Annotated in this window: 15 protein-coding genes; 6 read left to right on the top strand and 9 right to left on the bottom strand. The window is 45.3% G+C overall.

Annotated elements, in window-relative coordinates:
- The 3 genes from QUA10_RS26770 to QUA10_RS26760 all read right to left on the bottom strand — a co-directional run.
- Nucleotides 1-3,104: serine/threonine-protein kinase PknK (locus QUA10_RS26770; protein WP_333085566.1), on the bottom strand; the 3,104-nt coding region annotated here is incomplete at its 3' end.
- A gap of 140 nt (nucleotides 3,105-3,244) precedes the next feature.
- Nucleotides 3,245-3,448, bottom strand: a complete 204-nt coding sequence (locus tag QUA10_RS26765; protein WP_333085565.1) for a hypothetical protein — start codon at nucleotides 3,446-3,448, stop codon at nucleotides 3,245-3,247.
- 12 nt (nucleotides 3,449-3,460) lie between these two features.
- Nucleotides 3,461-8,299 carry a CHAT domain-containing protein gene (locus QUA10_RS26760; RefSeq protein ID WP_333085564.1) on the bottom strand — a complete coding sequence of 1,613 codons (4,839 nt, stop codon included), beginning with the start codon at nucleotides 8,297-8,299 and terminating at the stop codon, nucleotides 3,461-3,463.
- Nucleotides 8,300-8,767: 468 nt separating this feature from the next.
- On the opposite strand from QUA10_RS26760, the gene QUA10_RS26755 reads away from it, so the two are divergent.
- Nucleotides 8,768-8,962, top strand: coding sequence for a hypothetical protein (locus tag QUA10_RS26755; RefSeq protein ID WP_333085563.1), 195 nt, complete (start codon nucleotides 8,768-8,770; stop codon nucleotides 8,960-8,962).
- A gap of 100 nt (nucleotides 8,963-9,062) precedes the next feature.
- Here QUA10_RS26755 and QUA10_RS26750 read toward each other — a convergent pair whose 3' ends face one another.
- Nucleotides 9,063-9,353, bottom strand: a complete 291-nt coding sequence (locus tag QUA10_RS26750; protein ID WP_333085562.1) for a hypothetical protein — start codon at nucleotides 9,351-9,353, stop codon at nucleotides 9,063-9,065.
- Between the two features lie 221 nt (nucleotides 9,354-9,574).
- On the opposite strand from QUA10_RS26750, the gene QUA10_RS26745 reads away from it, so the two are divergent.
- The 3 genes from QUA10_RS26745 (at nucleotide 9,575) to QUA10_RS26735 (ending at nucleotide 12,252) form a co-directional block, all read left to right on the top strand.
- Entirely contained in the window at nucleotides 9,575-11,116 is a 1,542-nt protein-coding gene (locus tag QUA10_RS26745; protein ID WP_333085561.1) for a nucleoside transporter C-terminal domain-containing protein, read from the top strand.
- A gap of 210 nt (nucleotides 11,117-11,326) precedes the next feature.
- Nucleotides 11,327-11,932, top strand: a complete 606-nt coding sequence (locus QUA10_RS26740; protein WP_333085559.1) for a DUF3318 domain-containing protein — start codon at nucleotides 11,327-11,329, stop codon at nucleotides 11,930-11,932.
- Between the two features lie 47 nt (nucleotides 11,933-11,979).
- Nucleotides 11,980-12,252 carry a hypothetical protein gene (locus tag QUA10_RS26735; protein ID WP_333085558.1) on the top strand — a complete coding sequence of 91 codons (273 nt, stop codon included), beginning with the start codon at nucleotides 11,980-11,982 and terminating at the stop codon, nucleotides 12,250-12,252.
- A gap of 152 nt (nucleotides 12,253-12,404) precedes the next feature.
- On the opposite strand, the gene QUA10_RS26730 is transcribed toward QUA10_RS26735, so the two are convergent.
- On the bottom strand, nucleotides 12,405-14,180 hold the full coding sequence (locus tag QUA10_RS26730) for a glycosyltransferase family 39 protein (RefSeq protein WP_333085557.1): 1,776 nt from the start codon (nucleotides 14,178-14,180) through the stop codon (nucleotides 12,405-12,407).
- 117 nt (nucleotides 14,181-14,297) lie between these two features.
- On the bottom strand, nucleotides 14,298-15,515 hold the full coding sequence (locus QUA10_RS26725; RefSeq protein WP_333085556.1) for a glycosyltransferase: 1,218 nt from the start codon (nucleotides 15,513-15,515) through the stop codon (nucleotides 14,298-14,300).
- A 140-nt stretch (nucleotides 15,516-15,655) separates the two neighbouring features.
- Between QUA10_RS26725 and cofH the strand changes: the two genes are divergently transcribed.
- Nucleotides 15,656-16,801, top strand: a complete 1,146-nt coding sequence (cofH, locus tag QUA10_RS26720) for a 7,8-didemethyl-8-hydroxy-5-deazariboflavin synthase subunit CofH (protein ID WP_333085555.1) — start codon at nucleotides 15,656-15,658, stop codon at nucleotides 16,799-16,801.
- A 44-nt stretch (nucleotides 16,802-16,845) separates the two neighbouring features.
- Here the strand turns inward: cofH and QUA10_RS26715 are convergent, their stop codons facing one another.
- Together QUA10_RS26715 and QUA10_RS26710 are read right to left on the bottom strand one after the other, a co-directional pair.
- Nucleotides 16,846-17,508, bottom strand: a complete 663-nt coding sequence (locus tag QUA10_RS26715) for a Uma2 family endonuclease (protein ID WP_333085554.1) — start codon at nucleotides 17,506-17,508, stop codon at nucleotides 16,846-16,848.
- A 166-nt stretch (nucleotides 17,509-17,674) separates the two neighbouring features.
- A complete protein-coding gene (locus tag QUA10_RS26710) occupies nucleotides 17,675-17,938 on the bottom strand; it encodes a hypothetical protein (RefSeq protein ID WP_190731698.1) in 264 nt (87 codons plus the stop codon).
- Nucleotides 17,939-18,177: 239 nt separating this feature from the next.
- Here QUA10_RS26710 and QUA10_RS26705 point away from each other — a divergent pair, with 239 nt between their 5' ends.
- Nucleotides 18,178-18,420 carry a helix-turn-helix transcriptional regulator gene (locus QUA10_RS26705; protein WP_333085553.1) on the top strand — a complete coding sequence of 81 codons (243 nt, stop codon included), beginning with the start codon at nucleotides 18,178-18,180 and terminating at the stop codon, nucleotides 18,418-18,420.
- Between the two features lie 31 nt (nucleotides 18,421-18,451).
- Here the strand turns inward: QUA10_RS26705 and QUA10_RS26700 are convergent, their stop codons facing one another.
- Nucleotides 18,452-18,766 (bottom strand): hypothetical protein, encoded by a 315-nt coding sequence (locus QUA10_RS26700; protein ID WP_333086426.1) that lies wholly within the window; start codon nucleotides 18,764-18,766, stop codon nucleotides 18,452-18,454.
- Nucleotides 18,767-18,852 lie beyond the last annotated feature (86 nt).

Here is an 18,852-nt window from a genome sequence, read left to right as displayed (position 1 = left end):
TAGGTAATAGTTTGAAACATCCGGTTATAACCCGTCCATTGCAAATTGCCCGATTGCAAGCCAACTTTATAACCTTCGTTATTAATTTCCGCCGTAGTTTTGAGCGGTCTCACCCAGCAGTTTAAGTAATTGGCAAAGATCACACTATCTTGGCAGTTTTGAGACAAGTTATTTGAATTTTCGCTGAGAGTCAGAGCGAGTCTGCCAAACTCATAAGCCGATTGGTAATCTCCTAAAATTGAATTCAGAATAATTCCATAACATGAATAGCAGTAAGACCCTCCCGCTACAAAACCGTAATTGAGAGAAAGGTTAATCGCTTTAATCACAGTCAACTTCCACAGTTCTTGAGATGAAAAGAACGTTAGCGGCCCCATGTTACCCAATAATTTCATTGCCATTAGTTGAGCCGGATCTTTCATCTTTTCGGCATGAATTAATGAAGCAATTTTTTGGTTTGCCAAGTTAGATGTAGCTGTCGCCATTTCCGCATTAATCGCCGCACTTAAACTATCTTCAGCCAAGTCTATGCCCAGCAATTGAAGGGCTTTTAATCCCGATTGAACTGCTGCTTCATATTTACTCAGCAGAGTGTATTGCACGATCAAAATGTTGTAAATTTCGGCTTGTTCTAGCTCAGATTTTGCCTGGGCAAATGCCACTTCTATTAAAGCTTCTGATTCTTCAAAATTGCCGTTTAAATATTCGGCCTCTGCCAGCTCCTTATGAAAGGTAAAAGCTAGTTCGTAGGAGTCTTGCCAAATATCGCCCGGTAAAATTTCTCGACCGAATTTTAAGTAGTCTCTGGCAGCAGCATAAGCCGTTGCATCTTTAGCTTTGCGAGCGGCGGTTAAATTTAAAATAGCTAGTTCACTTTTCTCGTGATCATCAATGATTAAAATCCGACCAGAATTCAAATGATCGACTATTTCAAAAATTCTTTCGGCTTGTCGTTCAGGAGAAATATTTGCTAGTAACAGACGACCAATTTGTAGGTGAATTGCGGTTTGCAGTTTTGAGTCAATCAATGCGTAACCCGACTGCTGCACGCGGTCATGCAAAAATTTATAAGTAGTAATTACTAAGTCGGAATTAATTATTTCTGATTCGGTAGCACCTAAGTCAGAAGTAGTTAGAATCAATCCCTCTTGGATGGCTGGCAAGAGTTCTTGAAACGTGGCTCCCAAAGATTTTTCATTTATAATTGAGAGAGTGTTTAAGTCAAAACTATTACCCACGCAAGCAGCCAAACGCAAAACTTGTTGAGTTGATGGGGGGAGTCTTTTCAGTTTGCCAATCATCAATTCAATGACGTTATCAGTAATACCTACTGATTCAATTTCGGAAATGTTCCAATCCCAGTTTCTTTCGTGAAAGTTGAATTTTAGCAGGTTTTCTTGATAGAGAGTTTTGAGAAACTGATTGACAAAAAAAGGATTACCTTGAGTTTTACTGACCACTAACTCGGCTAGGGGGAGCGCTGAGTTTTGGTCTTTACGCACGGTATCAGTAATTAAGTTAACTATGTGGTGAAGATGTAAGGGAGCTAAAGTAATTCGCTCGATTCTTGCACCTTGATTTTGCAGCTCGTCCAAAGTCATCATTAAAGGATGAGATGGGTTGACTTCGTTGTCTCGATAGGCACCAATTAGAAATAGATAGTTGGTTTGCTCATCTGCTATCATTACTTGTAGCAATTTCAATGTGGCGGCATCAGCCCATTGTAAATCGTCGAGAAAGATGACTAAGGGATAGTCAACTGAACAAAAGACGCGGATGAATTTTTGAAATACTAAATTAAAGCGGTTTTGTGCTTCAGTAGCGCCTAATTCTTGTACGGCTGGCTGTGGGCCAATGATTAATTCTACTTCAGGAATGACATCTACAATGATTTGACTATTAGCGCCAATGGCCGCTAATATTTTTTGTTTCCAGGTATTGAGTTGATTTTCGCTTTCAGTTAAGAGTTGCTTAACTAATGATTGAAAGGCTTTGACAACTGCCGCGTAAGGAATATTTCGTTGAAATTGGTCGAATTTTCCGGCAATAAAATAACCTCTGGCTTTAGTAATTGGTTTATAAACTTCTTGTACTAAGGCGGATTTTCCAATGCCAGAGTAACCGGATACTAGCATCATTTCGGTGCTGCCCCTGCTGACTCGCTCAAAGGCTGCTAATAAGGTTTCAACTTCTGTTTCTCTGCCGTAGAGTTTTTGAGGTATTTGAAACTTATCTGTAATATCTTTTTGGGCGATCGCAAAATCTGCAATTCGTCCCATAGTTTTTAATTGTTCTAAGCATTCTTCTAAGTCAGCGATAATTCCCCAAGGGCTTTGATATCTGGCTTCAGCGGTTTTCGCTAATAGCTTCATCACAATATCAGAAACAGCTTTAGGAATTTCTCGATTGATTTGATGGGGCGGTACTGCTTGTTTGGCAATGTGACAGTGGATTAATTCCATTGCATCGCTGTAATCCCAGGGCAATTGCCCCGTTAGCAGTTCGTAAAAAGTGACTCCTAATGAGTAAAAATCAGTGCGGTAGTCGATCGATCTGTTCATTCTGCCTGTTTGTTCCGGCGATATATAGCTCAGAGTGCCTTCTAAAACATTAGGATTTTTCAGGGTAGGATTTTCGCGCTTTAAAACAGTAGAGATGCCAAAATCTATAATTTGAACTAGCCCTGTGGTTGAGTTAATAATAATATTGCTGGGATTGATATCTTTATGAATAATTTTATGTCGATGAATTTCACCTAAAGCCCGGGTTATTTTAATAGCTGTTAACAAAAACTCTTCTAAGGTAAGTTTGTGAGAAGCCAACAAGAGCTTTAATGAGTCTCCACCACAATCCTCGAAAATGATAGCCAAACTGTTATGGGATCTTTCTAAGCCGTAGGTTTTAGGCACACTTTCTAGGTTAAGATTGTGTGTAATTTCGTATTCCTGCTTGTATCTGACTAACGAAGCTGGCATCGGATAATCTTGTTTGAGAAATTTGATAATTACTGGTTTGTTGTCTTGCTTTCTCAGTCCCCGGTAAACTAAAGAATTATTACTTTCATGGATTTGGTTGGTAATCTCGTAGCCCGGTAAGTTAATCATTCTTATATCCTCTTGTGAGTATTAATACTCAATTATTTTTTTAGGAATTGTTAATTAATTAAGTAGATGTATCTTCTAATACATAATAATATCCGAAATTTTAAGAAAAACTTAAGTTTAAAAAGAAAAGTTATTGTTTATTAACATTTCTTAAAAATAAGACGGCTAAACGTTCCGGTCAGGAGTACGATCGCTCCCCAGTTTCCTGCAAAATCCGGCAAAACAGAGTGAAGTGCGATCGCCCTTGGTCTTAATAGCAGATGTGGGCGTTGCATAAGAGTATAAATAGGGCGAATCACCATGCCATGAAAGCGAGTGCAAATCGCCTCTTTTTCCTTCTTCATTCAACATCTTCATTACCAAGGATTACCAATCATTGTAAAGGCGGCCCAATAATAAGGATGCAAAAGCACGCGATCGCCCCGCGCCGCAATTTCCGGAGGCAAAATTAGACTTTCAGAAAGCCCTTCGACTCGCAACATCCCGTCTTGAATCCGCACGCGCCCCTGCAGCATCTCCAATTGCGCGCGCCGCAAAGCCTCCGCTTTAATCATCAAATTGCCACCGCGTTTGGGTGTCCGCAACTGGCGATAAAACTCAGTCATCAGCCCCAAAGTCCCCTCATCGCTGACTTCCCACAAACTCGCTAAAGCGGATCTAGCACCGCTAGCTACCGCCAAACCCGCAAACCCCAACTCCGCCTCTTCGTCGCCCAAGGCGGTACTGCACGCGCTTAAAACTAACAGATTGACCGGCGGTTCATTCCATCGCAACTGCCGCATTTGATCGATACGCAATTTACTATCCCACAACTGAATGTAAGAATTTTTTGGTTCCCCGGGCTGGAATTCGCTGTGAGTTGCTAAGTGAATGATACCAAAAGGTCGATTTGCTCGCTGAGCTTGCAAATTTCCGAGAGTAAAATCTTGATTCAAAAATGATTTTCCCCGATCGGGCGGCGCGATCGACTCTAACTCCACCGGTACCGCTGGTAATGGCGCTTTATCTTCAAATACCGACGCCCCCATTGCCAAAACTTCATCATCCGCAATATTGTCGTAGCGAGTATCAGTCAAACTCAGACTCGGCATCACGCTAATGCTGTATTTCTCAACTAAAAAGCCTTTGCCGTCGTGAAGTGCCGCAAACGGCACGCTCCGCAAACCTGCTGCCGGAATTACAATTAAATTGTCAATTTTTAAAGCTGTCAATTCTGCAGCAACTGGCGCAATTAACCACCGATAAAGTTTTTGCGCCGTATCCAAATAACTAATGCTGCTTCTTTTTCGGGGATTAGTTATTTCGCTTTGCAGGGCCTCGGCTAGTTGCAACACCTGCCAGCGCGTTGTCGCCGGAATTAAAACGCGCCTCGGTTCATCGTTAGCTGTTACTAACACTAATTCTAAATGCTCCCCGTTAGGAACATCGGAAACTTCTGTGCCATCCGGCGGCAACCTCTGGGCTAACTTATCTTCTAAGACGCGAGGGGGCCCGGAGGTGAGGTTTTTTCTCACAGGCAACAGATTAGATAAATCCTGAGTGGCCACCAGCACTGAACCATTTTCTTTGGCGGTGGTGGCAGCCAAGCCGCTGACCCAATTCATATAAATAATGGCAGATTTTATCCCGGTAATTTTTTCGTTTTTGCGAAGAGTTTCGTAAATTACCGACATATTACTAATCGGCGTTCTTGCGGGCAAGTCTAGATATTTTTCGTACTCGCGAGTAAAGGTTTGCTCAAACTCTAAAACTCCCGAACCGACCGAATCGAATCTGCGAGAAGGAGCGAAAATATCCGGCCTAATTTGGGAATGTTTGTATCTACTTTGCGACTCTAATTCTACTTGCAAAGATGCAGGAAGTGATGGGGGAGGCTCAGGATTTACGGGAACTACAGGCGGTGCGGGAATTGGTGCGGTAATTGGTGCGGGAATTGGTGCGGGAATTGGTGCAGGAGTAGAGGGCGGGCCCGGTGTAATTAGGGAAATCTGATTTGGTAAATTTCCTTGGGTGTAAGTTTGTCCAAAAGAAAAAGTGGGCAAAATGGCGTTTCCCGCGCCAGCATTAATGCTTCCCAGGGTTCCATTGTCGATCGCGCCGCCAACTACAAACGGTCGATCGATACCGCCTCCGTGCCCAATTGCGATCGCCCCCGCCCCCGCACCTCCGGCAGTAGAAATACTCGAAGAATTGCCCGATATATCGTTGAAAACATTGTTCGAGCGAAACAAACCGAGGGTTGTCACATCAACGCTGCCACCAGCGCCACCAGTGCCACCTTGAGCATTGATAAAGCCCAACTGAATGTTATCAGTCGCGTTCAGGGAAACGCCTCCGCCGTTGCCGTTTGAAGTGCCGCTGGAGTTGATATCTAGAGCCGAAATGCCCGCTTTCGAGGTGACATCGATATTTCCGCCGATCGCCCCCGAAGCGTTCAAAGCTCCGGCAGTTAAAGGCCCAGCATTGGTTTGGAGAGCGATCGCGCCTCCTGTGCCCGCCGATGACGAGTCGATCGCACCTGCAGCAACAGTATTTCCCTCAACCCGAACTCTCCCACCATTCGAGGTAATATTACCAGTCCGAACATCCCCGCTTCCTTGCAGATTCACACTGCCGCCATCCGTCCTTAAATTACCCTCTAGAAGGACGTTTTCTGCCTTGATATCGGCTCCCAAAGCTGCCGTGCTGTCCCCCCCGAAGGTAACGGCATCTCGCGCGTTAACGCTCAAAATGCGGGCGGCAATTGTGGAAGTAGCCGTCACGCTAGCAGCATCAGCCGAGAGCAGGCCCAACCTCTGAGTTTGACCGACTCTGCCGTCAAAAGTAATGTTGCCACCAGCGCGCAGCGTCAAATTATTTGCTCGGCCCGGCCTGCTGTCGAGGGTATTGGCAAAAGTGATATTGCCGGTAGTGGCGGCTAGGGCGGCGGTGCGATCGACTGTGACGTTACTATTGAAAGTCATGTCGCCAAATGTCGCAATATTGGCCGATACCTCGGTACTGCCGGCGTTTACAGTCAAACTCGCCAGCGGTGCAGCTTGACCGACTGTACCGCCGAACAGCACTCGCTGAGCGTCTAATCTTAGGGCGTGAGATCCGTCTAGGCTGCCGGAGAACAGAATGTTGCCGCTAAGTTCCGTGCTCAAAGCCACGTCAGCATTGAGGGATGCGTTTCCTGTAAAAGTGAGATCGCCGCCGGATGTCGCAATGTTGGCGTTGAGATCAGTTTGGGGCGCGTCGAGAGTCAAGCTAGCGCTGCCACTTGTTCTCAGGGGATTGTCGATCCTGATCGAGCTGCCTTGAAGTGTCAGCGGGCTGTTGAAGGTAATGGGTGCGACGATCGCGATCGAGGAGCTGCTACCGTTTTCGCGCCCGATCGCGATCGAGCCGAAATCCCCCGCCAAAGCGCCGAGATCCCTTGCCGTCAAGTCCAAAATGCCCAAAATATCCCCGGTGCCACCGATCCGAATCGATCGGCTATCGTTGGGTTGCAAGCGAATTGTTCCCCCCGCACTGTTGACAGAATTGCTGCCACCTCTGAAGTCAATGCCGTTACCAGTGATAGCGATATTGCCGCCGTTAGCATTAAGTCCGCCCAGAGAGATGCTGCTGGCGAAAATGTTGATGTTGCCACCTTGAGTCTCGATTGCGTCCTGGAAGTCATTGACAACAAACACTCCGCCGGATCTAAATGTTACGGTGTCTCCCGTTCTCGCTTGCAGGGAAAGTTTGTTATCGGGCAAGTCTTGGAGGGTGATGTAGCCGGGGGTTTCTAGAATCACGTTGCTGCCGGCTGCCATCTGTTCCAACTGTACTTCTGAGATCGATGTTTCATTGGGTTCGGGTGCCGATGCGAGTTCCCCGCCAGATGGCGCGCTGGTGTCGCCGTTACCGCTGACGATCGTAATATTTGCCGGATCGAGCCACAAATTGCCGATCGCACCGTTAGTCGCGCGGGTATCCACCTCTCCTTGGAAAGTTAAAGCATTTTTGCCTGAAACTTCGACTCTGCCGCCGTTACCTGCGGCAGTGCCCCCGCGAGCACTAATATTGCCGAAGAAGCGAGTTGTATTGTCTGACCAAATTACCGCAGTGCCGCCATTGCCACGGTCGATCGCATCTGCTGCGATCGTAGAATCAGGACTAACATAAGTTACCAGTGCGTTCGGCACTGGTTCCATCCCCCGGAAAACGCCTCCGACGCGCACAGTACCTCCGCCATCTGTCCCGGAAGCATTGATATTTGCGCCGAAGAGTCCCACTTTTTCCCCGAAAATATTGACTGTGCCGCCAGCATTCCCAGAAGGGCCAAATACATTTACAGAACCGGAGACGATCGCACTTCCGGCAACTGCCGGCACTGTTTGGCTGCCAGTCAGTACCAATTGACCTTGTTCGTTAGTCGTTAAACCTGTGGCTGACGCTACGCCGGGCCCCGTCAGCAACTGAGGCAAAGAAACCGGGGCAATCACCGAGTTTTCTAACTGCAAAGACGGAGTAATTTCTAAACTCAATAAATTGCCAACTTGACTGATACGGACTGCATTTTGTCCCGAAACAGCAGCCACAGTAACTTGACCATGGGGAGCGGATAATTGTCCTGTATTAACAACGGTGCCACCGAGCAAAGTTAAACTTTGCCCGCTGCCAACTGCCAAGTTTCCAGCATTGACAATTGCACCAACTTGTGAGTTATTAAAATTAAATTGATTGGGATTTCCCAGTAAAGCTTTGTAATCATTAATTCCGGCAGAATTGAACCAGCGATCGCCGAACCCAATACCTGTAGCAGTTGTTGCGAAAAAAGACCCCGGCACGTTTAATCTAGCATTTTGACCGAAGACAATTCCCGCCGGATTCATTAAGAATAAATTTGAGTTACCGCCGCTTACAGAAATCAGACCGTTAATGACGGAAACATTGTCGCCGGAAATCCGCCCTAAAATATTTTGAATATTTGGATTAGTTATAAAATTAGCTATTTGACCTTCGCTGAGATTAAATTGGCTGAAGCTGTGAAACAGATTTGCCCCGTTTCCTGACCGTTGTCCGCCACTAATGTCTGTGCGGTTTTGCTCGGAATTAACAACAGTATTTGTGCCGTCAGTAGCAGGGACTACGGGTTGCGATCGCACTGCTAGCGGTAGCAGCCAAAAACCTAATGTCAAAATTAGAGCAGAACGAAAATAGGTCATTGGAGGAAGCCATTAGTCATTAGTCATTAGTTCTTAGTCATTAGTCATTAGCCGGAAGGAAGGAAGAAAGAAGAGGTTCGAGGGAAGTCATAAAAGTTAATTGCCTATTACCAATTCCCTGTTTGCCCCATGCCCCATGCCCCATGCCCCATGCCCCATGCCCCATTCTAATCTCTTCTCGTTTTGATTTTTTTTGAGCTGTAATGTTCCGCCCAAGTGCCAATAAACTTAAAAAGGTCGATCGAATACCGCCACCGCCGGGGGTCGATCGCACTCCAAAACCACCCGTTGCCAGAATGTCGGAAATTTAATGCAGATTTTATATTTATCTGTCGCAGGTATCTTGACAAAATGCCCTCAAAGCCTTATGATTTCAGCACTGACTGGGTGGGACGGCAAAAACCCGCAAAATAACTGGCTGCTCTAATGAAGTTAAAAACAAAATATTAATGCTTTTAGAGACCAACCATGCAAACTCCAGCTTTCCAATTTCTAACTGAACAAATAGTAGAGCGGATATTTTCGTCAGGCGAACTGACTCGCGATGACAGACAGCGAATTCAGTCAATGCTCTTAAATGAGTCGATCGGCGAAAATGAATTGAGCTTAATTGAAAGAGTCATGGAAGGCGTAGTCAAGGGAATACTTGACGTGCTCAATTAGTTGAGAACGGGCGATAAATTATCTAAACGTAGGGTGCGCCATGCCGCGCACCTTTAAATAAAAAAATCGCAAAGCGAAAAGCGAAAATTCTGTCACGGTTCTAAAAATCATCATCCGGGCTGTCATCCGGGCCGTCATTCGAGATTTCATCGCGACGCACAAGTTCAGAAGGAGGCCTATCGTTACTCCAAGCCCACCACACACCGCCACACTGGCATCGGTAAAATTCTTGCCACTTGCGGCGGTTGAACTCGGTGTATACTGGCGATCGGCGATTAATCCAGACCTCAGCGGCATCCGTACAGCTAGCGCCGCACTTGGGACAGCAAAACTCATTAGCGTGAACCGCCGTTGCAGTCCATTCAGGAGGATGTGGAGCAAAAGCTTCCATGTGTTAGAGTTTCTATTTAAACTGCTGGTAATTACGGCAAATCAAGGCTTGCTAAAGATCCGCAGAGTTCGGAATGACCTAAGCAATGACATAAGTACGCTGTTGAGTGCGTAATTTATCTGCCCGTTATTTTTTTTTAGCATTTGCCGTCAGATGAATAGTATAACTGATGTGGTGCAAGCCGTCGATCGGCATTCTCAACTATTTCAAGGACTAGGCTCATGTCTATCTACAATCTTATCTCGTTTCTGGGCATTTTTGGCTTATGTGCGATCGCCTGGGTTTTTTCAGAAAACCGACAGTCGAAGTATATACCTTGGCGCGTCATCATCTGGGGCATTGGCCTGCAATTAGTCTTAGGATTTTTAGTATTCCTGTTCCCCCCAACTCGCATCGCTTTAGAATGGTTTACTAGCTTACTGGATGGAGTATTCACCGCTGCTGACGCTGGAGCGAGATTTGTATTCGGGAGCAATGTTGTACCGATACCTGGTAAAGATCCGGCAGTTAATTTAGGATATATTTTTGCCTTTCGAGCTTTACCGACAGTCATCTTTTTTTCTGGCCTCATGGCCTTGCTATACAACATCGGCGTGATTCAAATTATCACCGAACTTTTTGCAAAAATCTTTTATATGACAATGCGGTTGAGCGGCGCGGAAGCCCTCAGCGGTGCGGCTAATATTTTCGTAGGAATTGAAGCGGCAATAGTCGTCAAGCCTTATTTGCCAAGAATGACTCGTTCGGAACTTTGTGCAATCCTCTCTTGCTGTTTTGGAACCGCTGCTTCTTCAACTTTAGCAATTTACGTTAGTTTTCTCAAGCCAGTTTTTCCCAATATTTTAGGACACTTAGTTTCAGCCTCAATTATCGCTATTCCCGCTTGTTTTGTTCTATCCAAAATCTTAGTACCCGAAACAGGAGTGCCCCTGACAATGGGTGGCATTCCCAAGGAAGAACCCAAGCCTAAAGGCCGCGAGTTTGTGGGCGAAGAAATTTCGGACAGGGAGCGCGAAGAATTCACACAAGAGACTGTTGGGGGAGAACCCATCGAACGAGTCAGCCCTTTAGATGCAGCGATAATTGGTGCATTGGACGGTGTAAAAATGGCAGTAGCAATTGCCGCTGTTTTGATTTTAATCTTAGGCTTAGTTTCCTTAATCAATCAATTCTTTGGTTGGCTGGCAATTTTGCCCGGCCCCATTGGTGGCTTTTTCAAAGTTGTCACCTTAGCCAACATTATGGGATTTTTATTTTATCCCCTGACGCTATTAACAGGAGTTTCATTAGACGACTCTTGGCAAGCGTCAGTAATTATCGGTCGCAGGTTGTTAGAAACAGCCATTCCGCCCTATCAAAGTTTAGCAGAAGCATCGGCAAAAGGACTGGTGAGCGATCGTACAGTTTTAATTGTCAGTTACGCCCTTTCCGGCTTTGCCCACTTAGCATCCGTCGGCATATTTGTCGGCGGCACAATCGCCCTAATTCCATCCCGTCGCAAAGACATTTCCGAACTCGGTTGGAAAGCATTATTTGTCGGCACCTTAGCGACAATGATGATCGCTTGCATCGCGGGAACCTTCGACACCGGAGACGCCAGCATTTTAGGCGCTAAAACAGCCCCTGCTGCCCCGCTAACAGCCCCTGATTCTCCCAAACCACTGCCATCCTCAGCCGCGAATTCAAAGCCGTCAGTTGCCCCATCAATTGCCAGTCCGAAGCCTTCGCCGAAGAGTGAAAAAGCAACTCCGAAAGCTCAATAATCTCCCAAATCAGACTCTAAGAAAAGTCCTTAAATGAGCTATGGGAAAAGGACACGGCATTGCCGTGTCCCTACAGATTAGACTCAAATTGCAAGCATTCCCAAACTATCTAAAAATTATCTGCGTTTATCTGCCTTGAATCTGCGGTTGACATATTAATCAAAAATTTCTGCTATAGGTCTAATTACCAATAACCAATTCCCAAAAAATATGAATCCCGATCCAGAAAATCGCCGCCTGTTAGATGTGATGCCCGCTTCCGGTCGCATGACGTGTAAAATAATTAATAAACCACAACAATCAACGGTAATTGACTGCGATTTTCCTTTGCCTTGGAATCAATCGCGCCCGATTTATATTAATTTTGATTTGTGGCGGCTGCTATCTAAGCCGCAGCGGGATTTACTGCTATTGCGGAATGTAAGTTTTCTGTGCAATGTTAAGTGGTTTAAACCGGATATTTATCAAGGTGCGGCTCTGGCGGGAATTGTCGGGACTGTTGTAGAATTGTTGCAGGGAGATGCGATCGGCACTGCGATCGCGGGCGGTTTGACAGGACTCGCCATGACTCGAATTTGGCGCGACAACCGCAGTTCCCAAGTAGAGTTAGATGCTGACGAAGGAGCGATTAGAGTAGCGGGAAGGCGTGGTTACAACGAAGCGGAAGCGGCCGGACATTTGCTGGGGGCGATCGAGGCTGTGGCGCAAATTGAAGGGCGCAGTTTGGATTTTAACGAGTTGATTCGGTGTCAAAACTTAAAGGCGATATCGGGTATTTCGGCGGTGGGCGTGCCCGATAGTGTGAGGAAAGATTGAAAAAAACCTAGATATAATCAAGATGGAAGCCCATAAAATTCACAACGATGCTAATCCTGCCAAAACTGGAAAACCTGCGCGATACTCTACTTATAGAAGGAGCTGTCCGAATTGAATTAGTGGAAGACATACCAATTTTTAAAGCCTCCACAACTGTCAAAAATCGCATCCAAGAACTGTTGGACAAACAACAAACTTTCCCTCTAAATTCTGACGAAGAACAAGAACTCAATCTTTACGAAGAAATCGACGATTACCTCAGTTTTATAAATCGGACTGTCCGCAATCTTTTCTTGGGTCAGATTCAGCCTACTGTGTAGAAATGTCCGCTAGCCATCAAATCCCTGAAAATATCCAAAATCAAGTTCGTCAGAGAGCAAAAGGTCTGTGCGAATATTGTCATGCCTCGGAGTCATAAATTTATTAATCGCTCTTTCTAGTCGATTGAACTGTCGTTGCGGGCGATGCCAACTCAAGAACAATGATAAACTTGATATTCATACCCATCCACTGCAGGCATCTCGCGCGATTCAAGCTGACATTTCTGTGCTTCTATATTGACAGGTGCGCGAAAATTAACCAACCACAAATCTAGCGGACGTTCTAATTGACTGAGTGTTTTGTCAAGTGTTCCTGCCGCTATTTCTGGTGCATCCCTTCTCTGATTAGCCAAAAGAAACAGCGGAGAATCAAAGGCTTTAACTTCTTCTTTCTTCCTAACATCCGTTACATCCGCTACAAAATCCGTTACCGAACTTCTTTCCCATTCCCACCCTATCCCCATCAACTCTCCTATTTCTACATGAGTCTTTTGAGTAGTGGCAATTAACACGGGAACTTTCGATACTTCGCGGATAATCGGAATTAAAAGGTCTGGTTTGTAATATTTGCGATAGCCGAGATTGGAATTTACTGTGACACCGCTAAAAAAACCCATTACTAAAATTAGCACCACTGCTTTTTTGCCCTGAACTTCGATCGCCCGTAAATTAAACGATTGACTTTTTACTGTAGGTGTGTTACAAATAACCGCCAAGGTTGCTCCTAAAAGCAATATCACCCCCGGAAAGTAGACGAAATTGTATCGTGCGCCGCGAGTGAGGTCAATGCCGAGAATATATGCAAAGCTGAAAAATAGGAAAATTGCTCCTAGCACAAATCCGCCGAAAATAACAGTACCTAAACGAGTATCGGGCGCTGTTAAGGACTTTTTAAGAGCGCTAAACAGGATAGGAAGCACCAATATAAAAAATATTGTCATTACGATCGCCGATGCTACTACTACTACCAAATTTGGCGATTCCACCGGCAGCAGAGAGATGACAGTGATCCATCCAGCTAAAGCTTGAAAAATCGGCGCGATCCAATTTAAAAATGTGCGATCGCCGCTGACAATCCAATTAGTTAGTTCGCTGCCGTATTTATTGGACAAAAATACCGGCAACCAAACTAAACCGCCAGCTAAAGTACCCATCGCTACTGCGAAAAACCGCCAGAGGATTTGAAATGGCAAAATATTAGGCTGCTGGCTGTTGTCAATTGGCAAATTTCCATTAAACTGCTGCCATATTACAGCAATTAATGCTATTGCTTCCGCACACAAAGCCAGTGTAAAAAAATAGTGAGCTGCAATTCCCAAACAATTAACAACTACCCAAAGTAGCACCGCCCAAATAGGCAGAGGAGCGCCCTGTTGCAGCTTTTTTGCAGCTAATGTGAGGCAAAAAAGAGAGGCAATAACTAATAAGATTCCTAAAGTGTAATGGCGAGCTTCTTGAGCGAGATAAATGCCGTAGGGAGAAACTGCCATCATCGCGGCTGCACATTGACCGACTAAACGAGAACTAAAAGCAAATTTCCCCAAAAAGTAGATAGCTGGAACTGAAATCACGCCCAATAATGCAGGAAGAGCTCGCCCTATCCAAACTAAACTATCCTCGGTCGGCCCAAACAGTCGCATCCACCAGTGGGCGAGCATAAAATACACTGGTGGATGGTTGCTTTCTAGTAGCAAATTGCGGAGCACGTCGGCGGTGTCAGCATCAGGGCGCAATTGTAGGGGTTGTAATAATGTAGAAAGGTCGATCGCGCGATCGATCGGCACACCGCGAAAACTGTTGCCCAAACTAAACACTAGAGTAGAAAACTCATCCGTCCACAGCGGTTTCAAGTCCAAATTGGCAAAGCGCAAAATAAAGGCGATCGCGGTCCACAGAAATAGCAACAACAGTTGTTTGTTCTTAATCATTAATTCATTCATTCATTTAAAGGCATTTAGCCGTTGGCTGTTGTCAGTTGTCAGTTGGGAGTTTTTAGTTGTCAGTTCCAATAACCACTAACAACTAACGAATAGCCAAACTAAAAACTATTTTTGAACGTCCGTCACCCGCCAACTCAGCTTCATATTGATCCAGAAATTCCACAGAGTGACAGTCGCGATCGCAATCAACTTAGCGCAATATTCGTTTACCTTAAAAACATTAAACAGCAGATTCACCAGCAGCACATTCATAATCAAGCCAATCAAACAAATCACATTAAATTTCAACAGCCGTTTCAAGCGCTGGCGCTTTCCTGGCTGCCGCTTAGAAATATCACGAAAAGTCCATAAATCATTCCACAAGAAATTATTGATAATTGCCACTTCAGCAGAAAAGATTGCACTGCGAGTCAGCCCCAAACCAAAGACAGTCCGCAGCAGGTAAAAAACTCCCATATCCACAAACACGCCGCTGAAACCAACCACGCCAAACCGCAGGAATCGGCCCATCGGCCAGCGGGCAAACCGCAACCGAAGCAAATGTCGCAAATAGTCAATATACTGTTTCCAGGTAACTTTGCTCTCGCCTTCTTGCCGCTCCTGAAACACGTAACCAACTTCTCCAATCCAGTGGATATCGCCCCTGCCGAGCACTTCAATCAATATTTTGTAACCAGCAGGATTCATGGTTTTGCCGGCTATGCAAGTGCGACGCACCATAAAATAGCCACTCATCGGATCGGAAACTCGGCCCACCACTCCCGGCAGGATCACCAACCCCACGGTTTGAGCGCCCCGCGATAAAAATCGCCTGACAACGCTCCAGTCGCTCACCCCGCCCTCGCCCACGTGACGACTTGCAGCAGCTAAATCTGCTCCCCGCTGAATTTCTGCTAAAAGCTGCAACAGCGTCTCCGGGGGATGCTGCAAGTCGGCATCGATGACGCCCAAAACCTCACCCTGAGCTACCTGCCACCCGCGAATTACCGCTGTGGAAAGTCCCCGCTCCTCTTCTCGGCGCATTACCCGCAATTGCGGATATTCCGGTGTCAGGGACAGGGCGATTTCCCAAGTGCGATCGGGGCTGTCGTCATCGACTACAATTAATTCGTAGTTGCCGGGAAGGATACCATCGAGCAATTGGCTCAATTTTTCCACAATACTCTGGATATTCCTGCGCTCGTTGTAGGTGGGAATTACCAGGGAAAAATAAATTGGCGGTGTGCCTGCGTGTACAAAAGTTGAACCGAAAGTCTGTATAGCAGGAATTTGCAAAGGCCCCGACGGCACTGGCAAGACCTGATTTGGTTGGTAGCTGCCCATAATTTGAGAGTTCAGAAAGTTAAGAATAGTTTGGTAGCACTTGAGATTGTAAAATATCGTTCCTCCATAATTGATTAGTTAAAATATAAAAACGCCTTAATTCTAGTCAGTAATTCTGTAGCTGAGTTAAAAAGAAAACTGTGGATGCAATTCTCGATCGAGCTTTACAAGGTTATAATATCTCTTCTGCAGAAGCCTTGGTACTTTTGCAGCAAACAGAGCCAGACGCACGAGCTTCTATTCAAACAACCGCTGACTTGCTCCGCCGCCAACAATCAGGAGATACTGTCACCTACGTTATCAATCGGAATATTAATTTTACTAACATTTGCGAGCAGCATTGCAGTTTTTGTGCATTTCGCCGCGACGAAGGAGATGAGGGCGCTTTTTGGTTAGATGCAGCTCAAATTCAGGAAAAGGCAACTGATGCAGTGCAGCGGGGTGCAACGGAAATTTGTATGCAGGGCGGCTTAAATCTTCAAGCTAAGCTGAACGGCGCATCTTTGCATTATTATCTGCAATTGGTGAAAACTATTAAGGATAAGTTTCCTCAGTTGCACTTGCACGCTTTTTCGCCACAAGAAATAGAGTTTATTGCCAGAGAAGATAATCTGAGTTTCAGCTATGTAATTTCGGCTTTGCAGGATGCGGGAGTCGGTTCGATGCCGGGAACCGCTGCAGAAGTTCTCGACGATTCTGTGCGACGGGTAATTTGCCCGGAAAAACTAAATTCGGCAACTTGGCTGGAAATTGTGGGAACTGCTCACCGTCTGGGTTTGCCGACAACGAGTACGATGCTTTGCGGGCATATTGAGACGGCCCAACAGCAGGTTTTGCATTTAGAAAAAGTGCGATCGCTCCAACAAACTGCGATCGACCAAAACTATCCGGCACGTATTACAGAATTTATTTTACTACCATTTGTCGGGCAAGAAGCACCGGCACCTTTGCGGAGTCGAGTCGGCCGCGATCAACCAGTTTTAGCAGATACATTGTTACTCACCGCAGTATCGAGAATCTTCTTAGGCAATTTGATTTCCAATCACCAACCGAGTTGGGTAAAATTAGGTTTAGATGGAGCTACAGAAGCGCTGAAATGGGGCTGCAACGACATCGGCGGTACATTGATGGAAGAGCACATTACAACGATGGCCGGTGCGGTTGGCGGCAGTTGTCAATCTGTCGAAGATTTGCAAAATGCGATTAGTTCTTTGGGGCGGAGTTATCAGCAAAGAGATACAATTTATCGACCTTTAGGGGTTGACAATGTGGGAGTAAGTGTGTAATTTTTTGGATGGGAAGTGCGAAGTGCGTAACGTGTCCTACGAGTTTAGCCGTTAGCGAAGCCCTCGGAGAGGATCGCACTTTCAAATTCTTCTAGCGCTTGACAACTCCCTACCTGCAAAGCACGTTCCACTGTAGCCGGAATCAGTTGGGCGATCGCGATTTCTGGAAAATTCGGACTTATATCGGATTCTACATACTCTCCATCTTGCAGCAAATAAATGCGAAGTCTGCCGCTGTCGTAAACCCATACTTCTGGAACTCCAATAATTTTATAGGCATCGATCTTAGTTTTAGAAGTAACATCCGTCTCAATTGCCAAATCCGGCGGCGGATCGTCCGGTAAAAGTCGGCGCCGATTAATCATCCGCTGATAATTTAGAATATAAAAGCAAGCATCAGGTTCAACTCCTGCTGCACCTTCCCGTTTGAAAGTAGTAGAACCAAAAGGTTCATATCTTCTGCCCGCTGACTTGAGTAAAATTTTTACAATATCGGAAATTAAATCTTTCGGCCTTTCGTGTTCTGGTAAGGGAACCATGATTTCTAAGGTACTGTTGCTGTAGGCAATTCTGGTTCTTCGCTTTTCTCCTAATTCCTGCAAAATCGACTCAAATTCCAGCCAACTTATATTGGGAATAGTTACGACACTACCGGGAGAAAGCGTTATTTGGCTAACGGGTTTTAGGACGGGGGTAATAACAATCATAAGCTGAATTGCGAGCTAGTTGTTAAGTTTGTGTCAAGGGCAGGCAGGAAGCCTACCCGACAAGAGTTTTGGGATATATCTGTTGAGTTTAGCACGGGCAACGAGAAGAGATTCGCGATCGCACTTTTGACTCAAATCTAGAAACATCGATCGCACATTTATGACTTCATTGCAGCCGGATTAATTTGACTAACAGACTCATGATTTCTCCCTGATCGGGTGTAATAATGATGCGATTGTCGGGAATGGCGATCGGATGAGTCCAACGAACAGCTTCCTCGTAGCGCAATGCGTGCAGTTGGTGGATAGTTCGGCGTACTCCCAGCGGCGAACCGATGATGACGTGACGGACTGCTTCGCGATCGGCCTCAAAGGTTTGGTTGGTTAAAACATTGGGCGATGTTTGGTTCGATGATGAATCTTGCAACATAGCTTTGACTAATAATTTTGGATTGGTTTGATGCTTCGTAACGGTAAAACCGCGTACAATTTCTAATGAAAGAAAAGACCGCTATTCCCGTAAAGCACAATTTGTTAAAGCAATACTATCTGATGTTTCTGTATTTGCCTAGAGCAAATCAATTTAGGGTAAACGTAAATCAATTTAGGGTAAGCATAAATCAATTTAGGGTAAGCGTAAATCAATTTACGGTCAGGGTCAATTAGCTTATGGAAATGTTTAAAAAATTCGAGCGATCGCCACTCAAAAGACTCCGAGTTAAATGGTTTATGACTCAAAAACAGCTAGGAAAAGCACTTGGAGTTACGGAAATGACGGTAAGCAACTGGGAATCCGGGCGATCTGTACCGAAGCTAACGCCTGTTCAATACAAGAAGTTGCTAGAGATTCTGCAAATTACCTCTGCTGAATTACCAGACCAATTTGGTTTTCCTAGCGATACTGATGGATAGAAAATGGAATATTATAATTGAGGCGTTTTATTTAAACGAACTCATACAATGTTTTGAAAAAAAAAGGAATATGAGACTTAACATCGCTATTTTGCTCTGAATAAAATTTCCCAATTTCTAACGAGAGTTGCTCTCTAAATACCCAATCTTCCCGGCTAAAGTCACCGGATGGCTTAATTTGATGCCAATAATCCTTAGCTTTTTTAATTGTTAGCAAAACTGCGATCGACTGATGCCTATGCGTTTCATCTACAGCATTTTGAAACCGCTCTTTCCACGAAGCCTGAAATGCTGTAACTTCGGTACAATCTAATCCCGAACAGTAACTAATGTAGTTGAGCCACAATCATTTTAGACTGTAGTTTAGACTAACCAAAGATGAGAACGGTGGCAAAAGAAGAACTAGAGCCACCGCGCCAGGAGAGAATGAGG

It is taken from the genome of Microcoleus sp. Pol8_D6, assembly GCF_036700965.1.
Taxonomy (GTDB): domain Bacteria; phylum Cyanobacteriota; class Cyanobacteriia; order Cyanobacteriales; family Microcoleaceae; genus Microcoleus.
The sequence above is the reverse complement of the archived record's forward strand: the minus strand, read 5'-3'. Positions and strand labels throughout refer to the sequence as shown.